This is a genomic window from Bradyrhizobium algeriense, from assembly GCF_003062295.1.
Classification (GTDB): Bacteria; Pseudomonadota; Alphaproteobacteria; order Rhizobiales; family Xanthobacteraceae; genus Bradyrhizobium; species Bradyrhizobium algeriense.
Map to the genome: position 1 here is coordinate 62773 of NZ_PYCN01000023.1, position 17481 is coordinate 80253.

A 17481-nucleotide genomic window follows, 5' to 3' on the forward strand; every position below is an offset into this window, starting at 1 on the left:
CACCGAGGACTTGGTCACCCGCGACCAGGACATTCTCCAGGAGCCGGCCTTCAGCAGAATTGCCCGGGAACCCGCCGCATAAGGATTTACCGATGCCCTCGTTCCGTCTTCTCATCCCCGCATTGTTCGCTCTCGCGCTCTGCGGCGCGCCGATGTCCGCTTCCGCGCAGAGCTTCAGCGACACCCAGCGCGGCGACATCGAGACCATCATCCGGAATTACCTGATCGCGCATCCCGAAGTGCTCGAAGAGGCGATGACCGAACTCAGCAAGCGTCAGGCCGCGGCGGAATCCGCCAAGCACGAAGCCGGCGTGGCCAAGAACGCGGACGCGATCTTCAACTCGCCGCGCAACGTCACGATCGGCAACAAGGACGGCGACGTCACCTTCGTCGAATTCTTCGATTACAATTGCGGCTACTGCAAGCGCGCGATGCTGGACATGATGGAGCTGATGAAGAGCGACCCGAAGCTGAAGGTCGTGCTCAAGGAATTTCCGGTGCTGAGCGCGGGCTCGGTCGAAGCCGCCCAGGTCGGCGTCGCGGTGCGCATGCAGGATCCGACCGGCAAGAAATATCTCGACTTCCACCAGAAGCTGCTCACCGGCCGCGGCGCCGCCGACAAGGCGCGCGCGATGGCCGTTGCCAAGGAAGCCGGCGTCGACATGGCGAAGCTGGAAAAGGACCTTTCGAGCGCCGAAGTGCGCAACACGCTCGAGGAAAATTTCAAGCTCGCCGAAGCGATGGGCATGAACGGCACGCCGAGCTACGTGATCGGCAAGCAGGTCGTGATCGGCGCGGTCGGCGTCGAAAGCCTGCGGGAAAAGATCAGCAACGCACGCTGCGGCAAGGCGACGTGCTGAGGCGACGCTTCGCAAATTTGCAATGAGTAACAAATTGCAATGAAAGGCCGGCTCAACAGCCGGCCTTTTTGTTTGCGGCATTCTCGTGCGCATCAGTTCATCTCGCATTCACAAAACTAAGCCGTCGGAACCGATCAAATAGCAGGAACATCAGGCAATTCCTTTCGTTGATGGCGCGGGCAATGCAGAAACGTGAGGAGACATTCGATGACTAATCGCTTCTTGATTACGGTCGCGACAGCGGCCCTGATCGCCGGAACCGGCTTTGCGAATGCGCAGGGTACCGGAATGGGGCGTGACGCAGGGTCACCAGGTTCCACAACGCAGCAGAGCGCGCCCTCCGAACGCGGTGGTGGTGCGTCGGGCGGCACGATGCAGCGCGATAGCGGCGGCACGACGGGTATGAAGGGTGCGGAATCCGAGAAGTCGACGGGCGCTGAAAAGAGCCAGCGGTCCGAGGACCGCGCGAAGGGCGGCAAGGACATGAAGGCCGAGGGTAAGGAAGACCGCGGCGGCATGAAGTCCGAACAGAAATCCGAAAAGGGCCAGACCACCGGCCAGGGCATGCAACGTGATCAGGGCACGACGCAGCGTGACCAGACGCAGCGTGACCAGACCACGACCCAGGGTCGCGATCAGCCGAGCCGTGACCAGAAGGCTCAGGGCAAGGAGGACCGCATGCAGACCCAGACTCAGGGCGGAGCTGCGGGCCAAAGCACGACCACGACGGGCCAGGCTGGCGCGGCAGCGAAGCTCTCGACCGAGCAGCGCACCCAGATCACCAGCGTGATCAAGGAACAGCGCGTGTCGCCGGTGACGAACGTCAACTTCTCGATCTCGGTCGGCACTCGCGTCCCGCGCGACGTGACCTTCCACACCCTGCCGGAGCGCGTGGTGACGATCTACCCGGAATGGCGCAGATATAAGTTTATCCTCGTCAAGGAGCAGATCGTGATCGTGGATCCGAACACCTACGAGATCGTGGCTGTTCTGGAAGCCTGACAGCGGGCTTTCGCAACGATTGAGGGCGGGCAGAAATGCCCGCCCCTTTTTTATGGTCGAAATTTCCGTGGTGACTTTAGCCTGAGCCCCGGACGTTCGGGTCCAGGCCGCGTGACAATGGCGCGCGGCAGATCCAGGCCGATTACCAGGCATTGGTTAACGAAGCAGTTTCAGGAGGTTCTGCACGCCTTTTTATGAACAGGATGAGGCCTTTCAAAGGTTCAAAAGCGCCCTAGAGGCTTCCCCTTGGCCGCGTTGTTACCTATAACCCCGCGACCTGTCCCGCCCCGTTTACTGGAATTTGGATGGCCCAAGGAACTCCCCAAGCCTCTGCCGCGACGATCTATGTGCTCAACGGCCCGAACCTCAACATGTTGGGGATACGGGAGCCGGAAAAGTATGGCCATGCGTCGCTCGCCGATGTCGAAAAGCTTTGCGTGGAAACCGCAGCGCAATTCGGCCTGAAGGCCGATTGCCGCCAGTCCAACCGCGAAGGCGAATTGATCGACTTCATCCACGAGGCGCATGCCAAGAAAGTAGCCGGCATCATCATCAACGCCGGCGGCTATTCGCACACCTCGATCGCGTTGCACGACGCGCTGGTCGCGGTGAAAATCCCGACAGTGGAAGTGCATATCAGCAACATCCACGCCCGCGAGAGCTTCCGTCATCACTCCTACACGGCCATGGCCGCCTTTGCATCGCTCTGCGGCTTCGGCATCGATGGCTACCGGCTCGCAATATCAGGCCTTGCCGCCAAACTCGGCGCCAAGGCCACAACCTGACTTCAAATCCTGACGTCGAACGAAACCAAGCCTGACGCTTACGCCGTCACCCACATCGAGAATTCCGGATCAAGAGCATGGCCCGCCAGCCCGACAACAAGTCAGCGGACAATTCAGCCGCAAATCTGAAGAGCGACGACAGCGCGCTCATTCGCGAACTCGCGCTGTTGCTGGATGAGACCAGCCTGACCGAGATCGAGATCGAGCGCTCCGGCTTGCGGGTGCGGGTCGCGCGCAACATCACGGTATCGGCGGCGATGCCGGCGGGCTTCCAGCCGGCGGCCGCGGCGGTAGCCGTCCCCGCGGCGGGTGCCGATCTGGCCAAGCATCCGGGCGTGGTCCCCTCGCCGATGGTCGGTACCGCCTATTGGGCGCCCGAGCCCGGCGCCAAGCCGTTCATCGACGTCGGCAGCAAGGTATCGGCCGGGCAAACGCTGCTGATCATCGAAGCGATGAAGACGATGAACCAGATCCCGTCGCCGCGCGCGGGCACGGTGACGCAGATTCTCGTCGAGGACGGCCAGCCGGTCGAATTCGGCGAGCCGCTCGTGATCATTGAATAAGTTCGTCAACGTCAGGCGCTGCGATGTTCGATAAGATTCTCATAGCCAATCGCGGCGAGATCGCGCTCCGCGTGCTGCGCGCGTGCAAGGAGCTCGGCATCAACACCGTTGCGGTGCATTCGACCGCCGACGCCGACGCCATGCATGTGCGGCTCGCCGACGAGAGCGTCTGCATCGGCCCGCCGCCGTCGAAAGATTCCTATCTCAACGTCCCCGCACTGCTCGCGGCCTGTGAGATCACCGGCGCGGACGCGGTGCATCCCGGTTACGGCTTCCTGTCGGAGAACGCCCGCTTCGCCGAAATCCTCGCCGAGCACAATCTGCATTTCATCGGCCCGAAGGCCGAGCACATCCGCCTGATGGGCGACAAGATCGAAGCCAAGAAGACCGCCAAGCGGCTCGGCATCCCCGTCGTTCCGGGTTCCGATGGCGCGGTCTCGCCCGACGATGATGCGCTCGCGATCGGCAAGGCGATCGGCTTCCCCGTGCTGGTGAAGGCCGCCGCCGGCGGCGGCGGACGCGGCATGAAGGTGGCGCACTCCGCCGACGATTTGATGATGGCGCTGTCGACCGCATCCAACGAGGCCAAATCGGCCTTCGGCGACGCCTCAGTCTATCTCGAAAAATACCTGCAGAAGCCGCGCCACATCGAGATCCAGATTCTCGGCGACGGCCGCGGCGGTGCGATCCATCTCGGCGAGCGCGACTGCTCGCTGCAGCGCCGCCACCAGAAGGTCTGGGAAGAAGGCCCCTCGCCGGTTCTCGCCGCCGCCGCCCGCGCCAGGATCGGCGAGACCTGCGCCAAGGCGATGCGGGACATGAAGTATCTCGGCGTCGGCACCATCGAATTTCTCTATGAGGATGGCGAGTTCTACTTCATCGAGATGAACACCCGCATCCAGGTCGAACATCCCGTCACCGAGAGCATCACCGACATCGACCTCGTGCTGGAGCAGATCCGCATCGCCGCCGGCGGCGACCTGCCCGCGAAGCAGGAAGAGATCGCCATCATCGGGCATGCCATCGAATGCCGCGTCAATGCGGAAAATCCGCAGACCTTCCGCCCGTCGCCTGGCAGGATCACGCAATTCCACCCGCCCGGCGGGCTCGGCGTGCGGATCGATTCCGCCGTTTATCAGGGCTACGTCATTCCGCCTTATTATGACTCGCTGGTCGGCAAGCTGATCGTGCACGGCAAGACCCGCGCCGAATGCCTGATGCGGCTGCGCCGGGCGCTCGACGAGATGGTGGTCGACGGCATCGAAACCACCCTGCCGCTGTTCCGGGCTCTGGTCCGGGAGGCCGACATCATCAACGGCGACTACCACATCCACTGGCTCGAGCAGTACCTTGCCGGCCAGCCGCTGGACGGCAAGACCTGAGCGAAAAACCACCTGAAATATTCGACGGCGCATGGAACCGTCGGGTTCCATCGCACGTTGGAGTGCAAAAGGGGGTGTCAGGGGCGCTTGTTCCGTTTGTTCATGACGAGAGATCACCGTGACCGCTAATGCCCAGCGCAAGCGCGCCATGGGGCACATCCTGCTGCTTGCGGCGGGGCTCTTGGTGTTGACCGCGATCAGCGCCGGTTCGGTCCATCTGGTGAACAAGGCGCGCGAGGACGCGCGCAAGGTTCTGCGCACCCTTGAGGTTGAAAACCAGATATCGCTCGTCCAACTGCAGTTGCGGCGGGCCGAAAGCGCACAGCGCGGCTACCTCGCGACATTGCGGCCGGATTTTCGGACCGATTTTGAGCAAGCTCTATCCGAACTGACGCCGGCGCTGACGCGGTTGAGCCAGCTCCTCAGCGACAATCCGGTTCAAAGGCGGCTCATCAGCGAGATGATGCCGCTCTACGATCAGCGGATCGAGGAATTCCGTACGACTATCGAACTGGCCCGGTCGCAACGCATGAACGACGCTGCCAAGATCGTCCGCGAGGGCATCGGGCGCGACACCATGAAACATATCGAAGATCTCGCGGGCCGGATGCGGGCCGAGGAGGACCGTCTGTTTGTGGAGCGCACGACCAACGCCGACCGCAGCCAGACGCTGGCAGCCTCGATCACCGGCATCGGCTCGGGCCTAGTCGTCGTGCTGGCCGGCATCGCTATCTTCCTGGTCCGACGTTCATCGCATGCGCGCGACCAGGCCGACGCCAGACTGCGCGACAGTCATCTCAACCTCGAGGCCGCGATCGACGAGCGTACCGCGGACCTGCGCGAAGCCAATGACGAGATCCAGCGCTTCGCCTACATCGTCAGCCACGATCTGCGCTCGCCGCTGGTGAACATCATGGGCTTCACCAGCGAGCTGGAGGAATTGCGCGGCGACATCTTCAAACGGATCGCAGCGCTTTCCCGCGAGCAGTCCGCCGCGCAGCCTGCCCCGGAAAACGCCACCGATACCGCCGAACCCGTGCTCGAGGGCTCCGACAAGCAGCTCTCGGAGGATTTCTCCGAGGCGCTCGCCTTCATCAAGTCGTCGATCGGCAAGATGGACCGGCTGATATCGGCGATCCTGAGCCTCACCCGCGAGGGGCGGCGCGAGTTCGAGCCGGTCTGGATCGATACCAGGGAGCTGATAGACGGCATCGTGGCGACTGTGGCGCATCAGGCGGCGGAAGCCCAGGCCGAGATCCGGATCGACGCGCTGCCGAATATCGTCAGCGATCGCCTTGCGCTGGAGCAGATCTTCTCCAATCTGATCGACAATGCACTCAAATACCTCAAGACCGGAGTCCCCGGCGAAATCAGGGTACGTGGCCGCACCAAGCTCGGCTTTGCGATTTTCGAGATCTCGGATAATGGGCGCGGCATCGATCCCAAGGACCATCAACGCATTTTCGAATTGTTCCGCCGCGCGGGAACCCAGGACAGGCCCGGACAGGGCATCGGCCTTGCCCATGTCCGCGCCTTGGTGCGCCGCCTGGGAGGTACCATGTCAGTCGCGTCGGAACTTCACCAAGGCAGCACATTCACGATTACACTGCCTATCAATTGGCCAGTCGGTAACCGGAACACACGGACATGAATATTCCCGTCACCATCATCATGATCGAGGACGATGAGGGCCATGCGCGCCTGATCGAGCGAAATATCCGCCGGTCCGGTGTCAATAATGAGATAATCCCGTTCACCAGCGGTACAGCCGCGTTGAACTATCTCTTTGGCCAGGATGGAACGGGCCTCGACCACAAGGGCTGCGCGCTCCTGATCCTGCTCGACCTCAATTTGCCCGATATGACCGGCATCGACATTTTGAAGCGGGTCAAGGAAAACAAATATCTCAAGACCACGCCGGTGGTGGTGCTGACCACGACCGACGATTCCCAGGAAATCAAGCGCTGTTACGACCTCGGGTGCAATGTCTACATCACCAAGCCCGTGAACTACGAAAGCTTCGCCAACGCCATTCGCCAGCTCGGTTTGTTCTTCTCCGTCATTCAGGTTCCTCCGGCCGCCACATGAAACCAGCGACGCCGACACTGCTGTATATCGACGACGACGCCGGGCTGGCCCGGCTAGTCGACCGCGGCCTGACGCGGGCAGGCTTCAAGGTCGTCCACGCGGCGAGCGGTGAGCAAGGGCTGGCGCGGCTGGCGCAAGGCGGCATCGATGTGGTTGCGCTCGACCAGTTCATGCCGGGTCTCGACGGCCTCGAAACGCTGGAACAGATCATGGCGATAGCGGACGCCCCTCCCGTAGTGTTCGTCACGGCCGCCCAGGATTCGGCGATCGCCGTTACGGCGCTGAAGGCCGGCGCCGCCGACTATCTGGTCAAGGACACGCACGGCGATTTCATCCCCCTGCTCCAGGTCGCCGTCAACGGCGCCCTGCGGCAGGCCGAGCTTCAGCGCGCCCGCGACGAGGCCGAAGCCGAGGTCCACGCCTCGCGCGACCGCTATGCGGCGCTTGCCGCCGAACGCGAGGTGCTGCTGCGCGAAGTCAACCACCGCGTCGGCAATTCCCTGCAGATCATCGCCTCGCTGCTGCATTTGCAGGCCAATTCGACGACCCAGGACGACGTCAAGGCGGCGCTGACCAATGCGATGGGCCGCGTCGCCGCGGTCGCCCAGGTGCATCGCCGCCTCTACACCTCGCACGACCTCAAGAGCGTACTGTTGAACCAGTATCTCGAAGCCCTGCTGGAAGACCTCCGGCGTTCGGCCGAGGGCAACAGGATGTCGCGGCTGACGCTCAAGGCCGAACCGATCGAGATCGACCCGGACCGCGCGGTGGCGATCGGCATCATCGTCAACGAGCTGGTGATGAACGCCGTCAAATACGCCTATCCCGACGGCGCCGGTCCGATTCACGTCGAGCTCAAGCCCGAGGGCGACGACCTCGTGGTCGCGATTGCGGACGACGGCGTCGGTCTCAACGCCAAGGCCGATCCGCGCTCCACCGGCATGGGGCAACGCATCGTGAGCGCGATGGCCGCGAAGCTCGACGCCAGCGCCGAGCGCGATCCGGACCATCACGGCACCAGGATCGTGCTGCGCTTCCGCCGCATCCCGGCGGCGGCGCCGAAATCGACCAACGCCGCGGCGAGTTAAAGCCGCTAATCCCTCGGCGTCGCCGCCTCGATCGCGCGCGCGGTAGCGAGGAGAACGTCCGCCACCTCGATTGCGCGACGCGGGCTCAACCTGTTTCGGATGGCGGAGAGCGTAATCGCGGCGGCTGGCTGGCCGTCCGGCGTCCGGATCCAGGCTGAAAGCGACTTCGTTCCCTGCACCAGGCCGACATCGCGCAGATTGTAGCCCCGGCGGCGCGCGAGCTGGACCTGGCCGAGCACCGTCGCCGTGTCGGTTCGGTAGGCGCCAAATCTGGTTTCGTTGGCGAGCACAATCTTGCGCGCTTCAGGGGCAGGCATGGCGGCCAGTATCGCCACCCCCGCGCTGCTGACGCCCAGCGGACGCCGCACACCGACCTCAATCGACAACACCTGGATCGGATAGCTGCCGATGCGGCGCGCCACGCATAGCGTGTCGAGCCCGGTGCGCACCGTCAGGAACAAGGTATCGCCGAGTTCCGCCGACGCCTCCGCGAGATGCGGCTCGGCTGCAACCATCAGGGGTGAACGCGATGGACGCGCCAGCGCCAGTTCGGGCACCTGGCGGCCGACGACGTAATTTCCTGTCCGCTCGCTGCGCTCGACAATCCCCTCCTCGATCAGCACATGCACGATGCGATGTACCGTCGGACGCGCGAGCGAGGTCGCTTGCACGACTTCAGCCAGAGGCACGCCTTTTTCCCCGCCAACCGCGAGCGTTCGCAGCACGGCCAAGGCGCGGCGGATCGCCTGCCCGCCTTGCCGCGGCCCTCGCCCGCGCGCCTTTAACAGACCGTTTGTCATACGCGCTGTCCTGTCCACAATGTGGACAAAAACACCACAATTTGGTCGACAGCGGAAGGGCCGCGCGCAAGATCGCGACGCGGAACAATACATGCGCATGCTGCTGGGACGGGGCTCGCGCAAAACAACAAAATGTAGCGGCGAATATGCCGCTTTTCGGGAGAATGCGATGAAAATTTTCGCGATCGCAGGCGTCGCTGTATCGGCACTATTCCTGGCAGCGTTGAGCACGCCGGCCGACGCCCAGCAATGGCCGGCGCGGCAGGTACGCCTGATCGTGCCCTATCCGGCAGGCGGCAATGTCGACAGCGCGGCGCGGGTCATCGCCGACAGGCTGCAGGCGAAGCTGGGCCAGCCGTTCATCGTGGAAAACAAGGCCGGCGCCGGCGGCCTGATCGCCGGCGAGGCGTTCGCGAAAGCCAAACCCGACGGCTACGCCCTGTTCGTCGGCGCCAACGGCCCCGTGCTGTTCGCACCCGAGATCGCCAAGCGCGAGGCCTATAACTGGAAGCGGGATTTCCTTCCGATCACCTCGATCACGATGACGCCGCTGGTGCTCGAAGTGCATCCGACGGTGCCGGCCCAGAATCTGAAGGAATTCATCGAGCTTGCCCGCCGCGATCCCGGCAAGCTGACGATGGCTTCTCCCGGTCAGGGCACCACCAACCATCTGCTCAGCGAGTTGATGCAGTCGTCGCTCGGCCTGCAATGGCTGACGGTGCACTACCGCGGCAACGCACCGGCTCTCAACGACCTGATCGGCGGACAGGTGCAATTTGCGCTGGACCAGATCTCGGTCGGACTGCCTTCTATCAAGAGCGGCATGCTGCGCGCGCTCGCCGTCACCGGCAGCCACCGCGCCTCATGGCTTCCGGATGTCCCGACCTTCACCGAACTCGGCTACAAGGAACTCGACGGCCAGACCTTCACCGGCCTGTTCGCGCCATCAGGCACGCCGGCCGAGATCGTGACCAAGCTCCACGATACCCTCGCGGAGATCCTGAAAGATCCCGCCATCGTCGAGAAGTTCAACGCGCTCGGCGCCGAGGCTGTATCGATGACGCCGGCGGAGTTTACGAGCTACCTCGAACGCGAGGACGCCAAGTGGATTCCCGTGGTCCGCAAGGCGAACATCAAGGCTGACTGAGGCGCATCCCGATGCGGATCGATCCTGCATATCTCGACCCCGAAACGGCCTACCGGCTGATCACCGGCGTCGTAGTGCCCCGCCCGATCGCCTGGGTGACCAGCCTGTCGGGTAGCGGGGTGCTCAACCTCGCCCCCTTCAGCGCCTTTATGTTCGTCTCGCCGAAGCCGCCGATGCTGGCCATCAGCGTCGGCCGCAAGGGCACAATCTACAAGGATACCGCGCAGAACATCCTCAACAACGAGGAGTATGTCGTTCACATCGCGGATTCGAGCCTGATGAAGGCGGTGCACGAGAGTTCCACCGAGCATCCGCCCGATGTCAGCGAGGTCGAGGAATTGCGGCTCTCGACGCTACCGGGCGAACGCATCAAGGTGCCCCGTCTGGCCGCCGCGCCGATCGCGATGGAATGCCGCTTCCGGCAATGCCTCGAATTCGGCGAAACCCGCAGCCGGCTCATCGTCGGCGAGGTGCTGGTCTTCCATATCAGGGACGGGCTGCTGAACAACGGCAAGATCGAAACCGAGGCGCTCGATCCGATCTGCCGCATTGCCGGTCCGCGTTACGCCAAGCTCGGCGAGATCGTCACCCTGAAGCCCGTGTTCCAGACCTCGAAAACTGAATCCTGAAGCGTCGAAAGGCGCGCCGTCGCCCGCGTGAACGCGGCGCTGATCCGGAGATCCACCGCATGCATCTCTTAAGTTATCTCGCAAACGGCGAGCCGCGCTTCGGCGCGGCCGTTGCCGGCGGCGTGGTCGACCTCACCCAACGGCTCGGACTGAAATGTCCTGACCTTCGGACCCTGATCGCCAAGGACGGTCTGGACGTCGCGCGCCAGATGGTCGCCGGCCTCAAGCCGAGCCATGCGCTCGACGATCTCGTGCTGCTGCCGCCGATTCCCAATCCGGAAAAACTCTGGTGCATCGGCGTCAACTACAAAGACCGCAACGCCGAGTACAAGGACAATTCGGACCTGCCGAAATATCCGAGCCTTTTCGTCCGCAACCCCTCCTCCGTCGTCGGCTCCGGTCAACCGATCGAGAAGCCGAAGATCTCCGAACAGCTCGACTATGAGGGCGAGCTCGTCATCGTGATCGGCAAGGAAGGCCGGCACATCCCCCGCGAGCGCGCCTTTGAGCACATCTTCGGCATGACGCTGTGCAACGAGGGCAGCGTTCGCGACTGGCTGCACCACGGCAAGTTCAACGTCACCCAGGGCAAGAATTTCGATCGATCGGGCAGCATCGGGCCGTGGATCGTCACCTCGGACGAATGCGATCCGCGTGGGCATCATGACATCATTACCCGCGTCAATGGCGAGGTGCGCCAGAGCGATTCCACCGAGCGGCTGATGTTTCCGTTCGATTTCCTGATCGCCTACCTCTCCACCTTTGCCACCCTGAAACCCGGCGACATGATCGCGACCGGCACCCCGACCGGGGCCGGCGCCCGGTTCACGCCGCCGCGCTGGCTCAAGCCAGGCGACGTCGTCGAGGTGGAATCCGCTCGGATCGGCGTCCTTCGCAACACCGTGGCGGAGGAGCAGTAACCGATGCTCGATCAACAAACCGTCGAACGGCTGGCGCAGCGCCTGGACGAGGCCGAACGCAGCAAGTCGCTGATACCTGCGTTCACGCGCGAATATCCTGATCTCACGATCGAGGATGCTTACGCCATCCAGCGCGCATGGACGAAACTGCAGCTCTCCCGCGGTCGCGTCGTCAGGGGGCACAAGATCGGCCTGACATCGAAAGCGATGCAGAACGCCGTCGGCATTTCCGAGCCGGACTACGGCGTTCTGTTCGCCGACATGTTTTATCCGGATGCATCGCCGATCCCGTTCGACCGCTTTCGCGCGCCGCGCATCGAGGTCGAACTGGCGTTCGTACTGAAGACGCCGTTGAAGGGCCCGGACTGCACGCTGTTCGACGTGCTCAACGCCACCGACTACGTCACGCCGGCCCTCGAAATCCTGGAAACCCGGATGCATCGCGTCGATCCCGAGACGAAAGCGCCGCGCAAGGTGATGGACACGATTTCCGACAATGCCGCGAATGCAGCGCTGGTCGTCGGCGGCCGGCCCATTCGGCCGCTCGATTTCGACCTGCGCTGGATCGGCGCGCTGTTGTTTCGCAACGGCCAGATCGAGGAGACCGGCATCGCCGCCGGCGTTCTCAATCATCCCGCCAACGGCGTGGCCTGGCTTGCCGACCGGCTGGCGGCTCAGGGCGAGTATCTCGAAGCCGGCGAAGTGGTGCTGGCGGGATCGTTTACGCGCCCGGTCGAAATTATCAGGGGCGACACGTTTCATGCCGATTACGGCCAGTTCGGATCGGTGTCCTGCCAGTTCGTCTGAACAAGAAAGCGTCCCAGGGAGAGAACCGATGACACGGCGCAAGAGCATTCATATCGGCGAATTCAAGCACGCCAATCCAATTCCAAACGCCTGCCGCATCGGCAATCTCCTGATGTCCGGCGTCATTCTCGGCCGCGACGCCGCCGGCAAGATGCCGGACAAGATCGAAGACCAGTGCGCCAACATGTTCGGCCACATGAAGGCCATCGTGGAAGCCGGCGGCGGGACCACGGACGACATCATCAAAATGACCGTATGGCTGCAAGACCGCACGCAGCGCGCGCCCGTAAATACCGAATGGCTGAAAATGTTTCCCGACGAGCATTCGCGCCCCGCCCGCCATGCGCTGCAGATGGACATGGAGAACGGCGCGCTCGTGCAATGCGATTTCACCGCCGTGATCGGCTGACCGCGACCAGTCAAGGAACCTGACATGCCGACCTATCTCCCCTTCGATCCGAACCCGCGCCGTCCCTCAAAACTGCCGCCGTCGAAGAGCATCGACAGCCAGTTTCACGTGCTGGGTCCGCTGGACAAATATCCGGTGCGGCCGGGCGCCGCCTACCAGATGCCGACCGCGACCTGGGAAGCCGCGCTTCGCGTCCACAAGGCGCTCGGCATCGAGCGCGGCATCATCGTGCAGACCACGACCTATGGCGCCGATCATTCCGTGGTGCTCGACGCCCTCGCGGCGATGGGACCGAACTATCGCGCTTGCGCCAACGCGTTGGTGTTTGCCGAAGCCGACGATGCCTATCTCGCCAAACTGCATGATGCCGGCGTGCGCGGCGCCCGCTTCAGTTTCCGACAGGAACTGGGTGCGGTGCTCTCGGACAAGGATTTTGCCCGCGCGATCGCGAAAATTCGCGAGCTCGGCTGGTACGCAAAAATCCAGCCTGAAAAGGACGGCATCATTTCCAGCGCCGCCAAATACGAAAACCTCGACGTACCAGTGCTGATCGACCACATGGCCCGCCCTGACCCTGTGCGCGGCAAGGAAGATCCGAATTTGCAAAAGATGCTGGAGCTGCTGTCGAAGGGCAATTTCTGGGTGATGCTGTCGCTCGGGGAGAAGACGTCGAAAAACGGCCCGCCCTGGGACGACGTCATTCCGATCGCGCGCGCCTATATCGAAGCCGCCCCCGACCGCTGCGTATGGGCCAGCGACTGGCCGCATCCGGTTTCGGTGGTGCAGCCGCCCAACGACGCCGACCTGCTCGAGCTGCTCTATCGCTACGCGCCCGACGAGGCCGAGCTACGGAAGATCCTGGTGACCAATCCGGCAAAGCTGTTCGGCTTCGAGGACTAGGATGCGACCGTTGTCGAGCGCCTAGCGCAGCGCGACCGTCACGAACGCCACGATGACGGGCAACGTCACGGCGGCCAGGACCGTGCCGAGCGCCACCGCGCCCGAGACGGCCTCGCTCAGCCGTCCGTACTGGGCCGAGAAGAGGTAGGCATTGGCGCCGGTCGGCATCGCGGCAAACAGGACAACCACAGCCGCAGAAATCGGCGGCAGTGCGAGGACGTAGAACGCGAGGATCGCGGCAATGGCCGGCATCGCCAGCAGTTTGAGCGCGCACATCACGGCCATCGCGACCGCCTGGCCCTTGATCCTGAATCCGAACAGATTGATGCCGAGCGCGATCAGGGCCGTGGGCGAACCCGCCTGCGCCAGCAGTTCCAACGTCCTGTCCGCAACGGGATGCAGCCCCAATCCGGTCAGGCGCCAGAGAAAGCCGAAGCCGAGCGCGAGCATGATCGGATTGCGCGCGATCTCGCGCACGGCCCGCAGCACCAGCAGCGGCGCTGACTCGGAAGACTTCCGCTCGGCCCATGCCATCTGCAGCGTGCCGCAAAGCCAAAGCAGCGGCGTGTTGACCGACAGGATCAACGCCATCGAGCCGGCCGCCTGACTTCCCAGCGCCGACAGCGTCAGGGGAAGGCCGAGCATCACGACGTTGCCGTAGACCGCGCCGATCGCAAGCACCACGCCGTCGGCCCGGGATTGCCGAAGAACGGATGACGCCAGCAGCGCGACGATCCATATAGCCGCGGTTGCGCCATAATAGGCGCCCCACACCGCGAAGGCGTTGACGGCGGGAAATTCCGCGACGACCACGATCCGGAACAAGAGCGCGGGAATGGCGATGCTGAAGGCGAACTCGGAAATGCCCTTGTGCGCCGTAGGCGAGATGAAGCGCAGCGCTACCGCCGCATAGCCGGCCGCGATCAACGCGAACACCGGAACGACGATCAACACTGCGCTCATGCTGCACTCATCTGCGGAAATTCGGCCGGGCGGATTGCCTTACCGTCATCCGTCTCGCATTGTGCGGCTACGGCTGCGCACTGATTGTTTGCGGAACGTAGCATAGGCCCCCTCCGTCCTGCTATCATCAGCCCATGACATCGCGCGAGTCAGCCGTTTCCGAAATCACGCCCGAAGTGCTGCTGCGGGCCTATGCCTGCGGCATCTTTCCGATGGCCGAGAGCGCCGGTGATCCGACGCTGTTCTGGGTCGAGCCGGAAATGCGCGGCGTGATCCCGCTCGAGGGCTTCCGCATCGCCTCGCGGCTTGCCCGCACCGTGCGCTCGGACGCCTTCAGCGTTACCGTCGATACCGCCTTCAAGGCGGTCATTGCGGGCTGCGCGGCGCCGCAGCCGGGCCGCGACGACACCTGGATCAACAAGCGCATCCGCGATCTCTATGTCGGGCTCCACGAGCTCGGGCACTGCCACAGCGTCGAGGTCTGGCAGAACGGCGACCTCGTCGGCGGCCTCTACGGTGTCAGCCTCGGGCGGGCGTTCTTTGGGGAGAGCATGTTCCATCGCACCCGCGACGCATCGAAAGTGGCGCTGGTGCATCTGGTGGCGCGGTTGATCGCTGGCGGATTCGAGCTGCTCGACACGCAATATGTGACCGAACACCTGCGCAGCTTCGGCGCGGTCGAAATTCCAAGGCGCCGCTATCGCATGTTGCTCGACAAGGCGATTGCGGGCGAGCCTGCGGATTTCCTGAATTTGGCCGCCGGCCAGCCGGTCAGCGGCGCGGAAGCGCTCGCGATCATTGCCGAACGCAATTGATGTCTTGCAAAACACCGAGGCGCGGTGGCGTCCGCTTCCGATCGGCTCAAACCGGCGGCGGGTTCAATCGCGCAAAGCCTTCCTGGACACGATAAGGATAATAGGGATAGCAGGGCATCACCGCGCTCGCCTTGTCGAGGAGCGCGATCTGCTCGGCGGTCAGCGACCAGCCAATGGCGCCGAGATTGTCGCGGAGCTGCGCTTCGTCACGCGCGCCGATGATCACGGACGCCACGCTTGGGCGGGTGAGCAGCCATGCGATGGCGACCTGCGGCACGGTGCGACCGGTCTCGGTCGCGACCGCATCCAGGACGTCGACGATGCGATAGAGCCGCTCCTCGTCGACGGGCGGACCGAACTGCGCCGTCTCGCGCAGGCGACTGCCCGCCGGCAGCGGCTGGCCGCGTCTTATCCTGCCGGTGAGACGTCCCCAACCCAGCGGGCTCCAGACCAGCGCACCAACGCCCTGATCGAGGCCGAGCGGCATTTGCTCCCACTCGTAGTCGCGGCCGACGAGCGAATAATAGACCTGGTGCGCCACATGGCGCGGCCAACCGTGACGCTCGGCAATGGCGAGCGACTTCATCAATTGCCAGCCCGAGAAATTGGAGGCGCCGACATAGCGCAGCTTGCCGTCACGGACGAGCCCATCGAGCGTCGACAGCACTTCCTCGATCGGCGTGAAGGCATCGAAGGCGTGGAGCTGCAGCAAGTCAATGTAGTCGGTCCCGAGCCGCCGCAAGGCGGCGTCCACCGCCAAAACGAGGCGATGCCGCGATGAGCCCGCGTCGAATGGACCGTCACCCATCGGCAGGCTGGTCTTGGTAGAGATCAGCACCCTGTCGCGGCGGCCTTTGATCGCGGCGCCGAGAATCGCTTCCGACGCGCCGTTCGAATAGACATCGGCGGTGTCGAACAGATTGACGCCGGCTTCGAGGCAGATGTCGACCAGCCGCCTCGCTTCCTCGGCGCCGCTCCGGCCCCAAGCCGAGAACAGCGGCCCCTCTCCGCCGAACGTGCCAGTACCGAAACTGAGAACGGGAACCTTCAGGCCTGAGGCACCCAGGTTGCGATATTGCATTGTCGTGCTCCCTTTTGATGCTTTTGCTTCATTCCGCCGGGCACGCCGCAGCGGAAGATACCGGCCGGTCGAGACGCACACTCCATAGCGCCAGCAGGAGCCCCGCCGCGGTGATCGCCGCCGCGACGAGTGGAAGCGCGGCCAGACCCAGGCCGTGATCGATCGTTAGCCCGCCGGCCCAGGCGCCGAGCGCATTGCCGAGATTGAAGGCCGCGATGTTGAGGCTGGACGCGAGCGTGCGCCCCTCCGTGCCGGCCGCTTCGAGCACGCGAAGCTGCAGCGGCGCCACAGTGGCGAAAGCGGCGGCGCCGAGCAGGAAGATAAACGCAACGGCGAGGCCTTTGATCGACAGCACCGCCGCAAGCGCGACGAGCACGAGCGCAAGCGCCGCAAGTGTGCCGATCAGGGCGCGTCCGAGACCGCGGTCCGCGAGCCGCCCACCCGCAACATTGCCGATCGACAGGCCGACCCCGAACACGAGAAGGATCGGCGAGACCGCCGCTTCAGAGAAGCCGGTCAGCCGCGTCAGGATAGGCTGGACATAGGTAAAGACCACGAACAGGCCGGCAAAGCCGAACACGGTCATGGCGAGGCCGAGCAGGACTTGCGGACGGCCGACCACCGCCAGTTCCTCGCGGAGCGAAGTTACTTTCTGATTGCCGCCCACATTGCCGGGAACGAGAATGACCAGCACGGCGAAGGCGACCACACCGATCGCGGTCACCGCCCAGAACGCGGCGCGCCATCCCAGCATCAGGCCGAACCACGCGCCGAAGGGAACGCCGAGCAGAGTAGCCACCGTCAGCCCGATGAACATGGTGGAAATCGCGGAAGCACGCTTGTCCTCGGCGACGAGGCTCGTAGCCACCACCGAACCGACGCCGAAGAACGTCCCATGGGCGAGAGAAGTGAGGATCCGCGCCGCCATCAACAGCCCGTAGTCCGGCGCCAGCGCGCAGGCGGCGTTGCCGAAGGTAAAGATCGCCATCAGAGCAAGCAGCACCGCCTTGCGCGGCATCCGCCGCGTCGCCAGCGTCAGGATCGGCGCGCCGACGAACACCCCGAGCGCATAGCCGGAGATCAGCAGGCCCGTCGCGGAGACCGAGACCTGCATATCGGCGGCGACCTGCAGCAAGAGGCCCATGATGAGGAATTCAGTGGTGCCGATGCCAAAGGCACCGGCGGTCAGCGCAAGGACGGCGGCAGGCATGCGTTGCTCCGGATCAGGACAGGGTTGCTGCA

At 63.9% G+C, this 17481-nt stretch carries 19 protein-coding genes; 15 read left to right on the forward strand and 4 right to left on the reverse strand.

Translation table 11 applies throughout. The annotated features are described in order from the left end of the window. Nucleotides 1–92 precede the first annotated feature (92 nt). The 8 genes from C7G61_RS31405 (at nt 93) to C7G61_RS31440 (ending at nt 7768) form a co-directional block, all read left to right on the forward strand. A complete protein-coding gene (locus tag C7G61_RS31405) occupies nt 93–860 on the forward strand; it encodes a DsbA family protein (RefSeq protein ID WP_108521196.1) in 768 nt (255 codons plus the stop codon). A 207-nt stretch (nt 861–1067) separates the two neighbouring features. Next, nucleotides 1068–1862 carry a DUF1236 domain-containing protein gene (locus tag C7G61_RS31410; RefSeq protein ID WP_108521199.1) on the forward strand — a complete coding sequence of 265 codons (795 nt, stop codon included), beginning with the start codon at nt 1068–1070 and terminating at the stop codon, nt 1860–1862. A gap of 305 nt (nt 1863–2167) precedes the next feature. Beyond that, nucleotides 2168–2647 carry a type II 3-dehydroquinate dehydratase gene (aroQ, locus tag C7G61_RS31415; RefSeq protein WP_108521202.1) on the forward strand — a complete coding sequence of 160 codons (480 nt, stop codon included), beginning with the start codon at nt 2168–2170 and terminating at the stop codon, nt 2645–2647. Between the two features lie 77 nt (nt 2648–2724). Beyond that, the gene (accB, locus tag C7G61_RS31420; RefSeq protein WP_108521205.1) at nt 2725–3210 is read left to right on the forward strand and encodes an acetyl-CoA carboxylase biotin carboxyl carrier protein; all 486 of its coding nucleotides are present in this window, start codon (nt 2725–2727) and stop codon (nt 3208–3210) included. Nucleotides 3211–3233: 23 nt separating this feature from the next. Next, nucleotides 3234–4592, forward strand: coding sequence for an acetyl-CoA carboxylase biotin carboxylase subunit (gene accC / locus C7G61_RS31425; RefSeq protein WP_108521207.1), 1359 nt, complete (start codon nt 3234–3236; stop codon nt 4590–4592). A gap of 118 nt (nt 4593–4710) precedes the next feature. Continuing rightward, nucleotides 4711–6243, forward strand: a complete 1533-nt coding sequence (locus C7G61_RS31430; protein ID WP_108521209.1) for a sensor histidine kinase — start codon at nt 4711–4713, stop codon at nt 6241–6243. After that, complete coding sequence (locus tag C7G61_RS31435) at nt 6240–6680, forward strand: response regulator (RefSeq protein WP_108521211.1); 441 nt, start codon at nt 6240–6242, stop codon at nt 6678–6680. The genes C7G61_RS31430 and C7G61_RS31435 overlap by 4 nt, the downstream gene beginning before the upstream one ends. Further along, nucleotides 6677–7768 (forward strand): sensor histidine kinase, encoded by a 1092-nt coding sequence (locus tag C7G61_RS31440; RefSeq protein WP_108521213.1) that lies wholly within the window; start codon nt 6677–6679, stop codon nt 7766–7768. Before C7G61_RS31435 ends, C7G61_RS31440 begins: the two co-directional genes overlap by 4 nt. 5 nt (nt 7769–7773) lie before the next feature. On the opposite strand, the gene C7G61_RS31445 is transcribed toward C7G61_RS31440, so the two are convergent. Next, the gene (locus C7G61_RS31445) at nt 7774–8568 is read right to left on the reverse strand and encodes an IclR family transcriptional regulator (RefSeq protein WP_108521216.1); all 795 of its coding nucleotides are present in this window, start codon (nt 8566–8568) and stop codon (nt 7774–7776) included. Nucleotides 8569–8737: 169 nt separating this feature from the next. Here C7G61_RS31445 and C7G61_RS31450 point away from each other — a divergent pair, with 169 nt between their 5' ends. Genes C7G61_RS31450 through C7G61_RS31475 form a run of 6 tightly spaced genes read left to right on the forward strand, consistent with a single transcriptional unit; the run spans nt 8738 to nt 13380 of the window. Beyond that, nucleotides 8738–9715, forward strand: coding sequence for a Bug family tripartite tricarboxylate transporter substrate binding protein (locus tag C7G61_RS31450; RefSeq protein WP_108521299.1), 978 nt, complete (start codon nt 8738–8740; stop codon nt 9713–9715). A gap of 11 nt (nt 9716–9726) precedes the next feature. Next, nucleotides 9727–10344 (forward strand): flavin reductase family protein, encoded by a 618-nt coding sequence (locus C7G61_RS31455; protein ID WP_108521219.1) that lies wholly within the window; start codon nt 9727–9729, stop codon nt 10342–10344. Between the two features lie 59 nt (nt 10345–10403). After that, the gene (locus tag C7G61_RS31460) at nt 10404–11264 is read left to right on the forward strand and encodes a fumarylacetoacetate hydrolase family protein (protein WP_108521221.1); all 861 of its coding nucleotides are present in this window, start codon (nt 10404–10406) and stop codon (nt 11262–11264) included. Nucleotides 11265–11267: 3 nt separating this feature from the next. Beyond that, the gene (hpaH, locus tag C7G61_RS31465) at nt 11268–12071 is read left to right on the forward strand and encodes a 2-oxo-hept-4-ene-1,7-dioate hydratase (protein WP_108521223.1); all 804 of its coding nucleotides are present in this window, start codon (nt 11268–11270) and stop codon (nt 12069–12071) included. 28 nt (nt 12072–12099) lie between these two features. Further along, the gene (locus C7G61_RS31470; protein ID WP_108521225.1) at nt 12100–12480 is read left to right on the forward strand and encodes a RidA family protein; all 381 of its coding nucleotides are present in this window, start codon (nt 12100–12102) and stop codon (nt 12478–12480) included. A gap of 24 nt (nt 12481–12504) precedes the next feature. After that, a complete protein-coding gene (locus tag C7G61_RS31475; RefSeq protein ID WP_108521227.1) occupies nt 12505–13380 on the forward strand; it encodes an amidohydrolase family protein in 876 nt (291 codons plus the stop codon). Between the two features lie 21 nt (nt 13381–13401). Here C7G61_RS31475 and C7G61_RS31480 read toward each other — a convergent pair whose 3' ends face one another. After that, nucleotides 13402–14343 carry an AEC family transporter gene (locus C7G61_RS31480; RefSeq protein WP_108521229.1) on the reverse strand — a complete coding sequence of 314 codons (942 nt, stop codon included), beginning with the start codon at nt 14341–14343 and terminating at the stop codon, nt 13402–13404. A gap of 134 nt (nt 14344–14477) precedes the next feature. On the opposite strand from C7G61_RS31480, the gene aat reads away from it, so the two are divergent. Next, entirely contained in the window at nt 14478–15158 is a 681-nt protein-coding gene (gene aat, locus C7G61_RS31485; protein ID WP_108521232.1) for a leucyl/phenylalanyl-tRNA--protein transferase, read from the forward strand. 46 nt (nt 15159–15204) lie between these two features. Here the strand turns inward: aat and C7G61_RS31490 are convergent, their stop codons facing one another. Continuing rightward, nucleotides 15205–16239: an aldo/keto reductase gene (locus C7G61_RS31490; protein WP_108521234.1), complete on the reverse strand. Its 1035-nt coding sequence runs from the start codon at nt 16237–16239 to the stop codon at nt 15205–15207. Between the two features lie 28 nt (nt 16240–16267). Next, nucleotides 16268–17449: an MFS transporter gene (locus C7G61_RS31495; RefSeq protein ID WP_108521236.1), complete on the reverse strand. Its 1182-nt coding sequence runs from the start codon at nt 17447–17449 to the stop codon at nt 16268–16270. Nucleotides 17450–17481: the final 32 nt, after the last annotated feature.

Excerpts from the sequence above, each read along its gene's own strand:
- C7G61_RS31440 (WP_108521213.1), top strand. The coding sequence starts at position 6,677 with ATGAAACCAGCGACGCCGACACTGCTGTATATCGACGACGACGCCGGG.
- C7G61_RS31445 (WP_108521216.1), bottom strand. The coding sequence starts at position 8,568 with ATGACAAACGGTCTGTTAAAGGCGCGCGGGCGAGGGCCGCGGCAAGGC.
- aroQ (WP_108521202.1), top strand. The coding sequence starts at position 2,168 with ATGGCCCAAGGAACTCCCCAAGCCTCTGCCGCGACGATCTATGTGCTC.
- C7G61_RS31435 (WP_108521211.1), top strand. The coding sequence starts at position 6,240 with ATGAATATTCCCGTCACCATCATCATGATCGAGGACGATGAGGGCCAT.
- C7G61_RS31495 (WP_108521236.1), bottom strand. The coding sequence starts at position 17,449 with ATGCCTGCCGCCGTCCTTGCGCTGACCGCCGGTGCCTTTGGCATCGGC.
- aat (WP_108521232.1), top strand. The coding sequence starts at position 14,478 with ATGACATCGCGCGAGTCAGCCGTTTCCGAAATCACGCCCGAAGTGCTG.
- C7G61_RS31490 (WP_108521234.1), bottom strand. The coding sequence starts at position 16,239 with ATGCAATATCGCAACCTGGGTGCCTCAGGCCTGAAGGTTCCCGTTCTC.
- accB (WP_108521205.1), top strand. The coding sequence starts at position 2,725 with ATGGCCCGCCAGCCCGACAACAAGTCAGCGGACAATTCAGCCGCAAAT.
- C7G61_RS31455 (WP_108521219.1), top strand. The coding sequence starts at position 9,727 with ATGCGGATCGATCCTGCATATCTCGACCCCGAAACGGCCTACCGGCTG.
- C7G61_RS31450 (WP_108521299.1), top strand. The coding sequence starts at position 8,738 with ATGAAAATTTTCGCGATCGCAGGCGTCGCTGTATCGGCACTATTCCTG.
- C7G61_RS31475 (WP_108521227.1), top strand. The coding sequence starts at position 12,505 with ATGCCGACCTATCTCCCCTTCGATCCGAACCCGCGCCGTCCCTCAAAA.
- accC (WP_108521207.1), top strand. The coding sequence starts at position 3,234 with ATGTTCGATAAGATTCTCATAGCCAATCGCGGCGAGATCGCGCTCCGC.
- C7G61_RS31460 (WP_108521221.1), top strand. The coding sequence starts at position 10,404 with ATGCATCTCTTAAGTTATCTCGCAAACGGCGAGCCGCGCTTCGGCGCG.
- C7G61_RS31410 (WP_108521199.1), top strand. The coding sequence starts at position 1,068 with ATGACTAATCGCTTCTTGATTACGGTCGCGACAGCGGCCCTGATCGCC.
- C7G61_RS31480 (WP_108521229.1), bottom strand. The coding sequence starts at position 14,343 with ATGAGCGCAGTGTTGATCGTCGTTCCGGTGTTCGCGTTGATCGCGGCC.
- C7G61_RS31405 (WP_108521196.1), top strand. The coding sequence starts at position 93 with ATGCCCTCGTTCCGTCTTCTCATCCCCGCATTGTTCGCTCTCGCGCTC.
- C7G61_RS31470 (WP_108521225.1), top strand. The coding sequence starts at position 12,100 with ATGACACGGCGCAAGAGCATTCATATCGGCGAATTCAAGCACGCCAAT.
- hpaH (WP_108521223.1), top strand. The coding sequence starts at position 11,268 with ATGCTCGATCAACAAACCGTCGAACGGCTGGCGCAGCGCCTGGACGAG.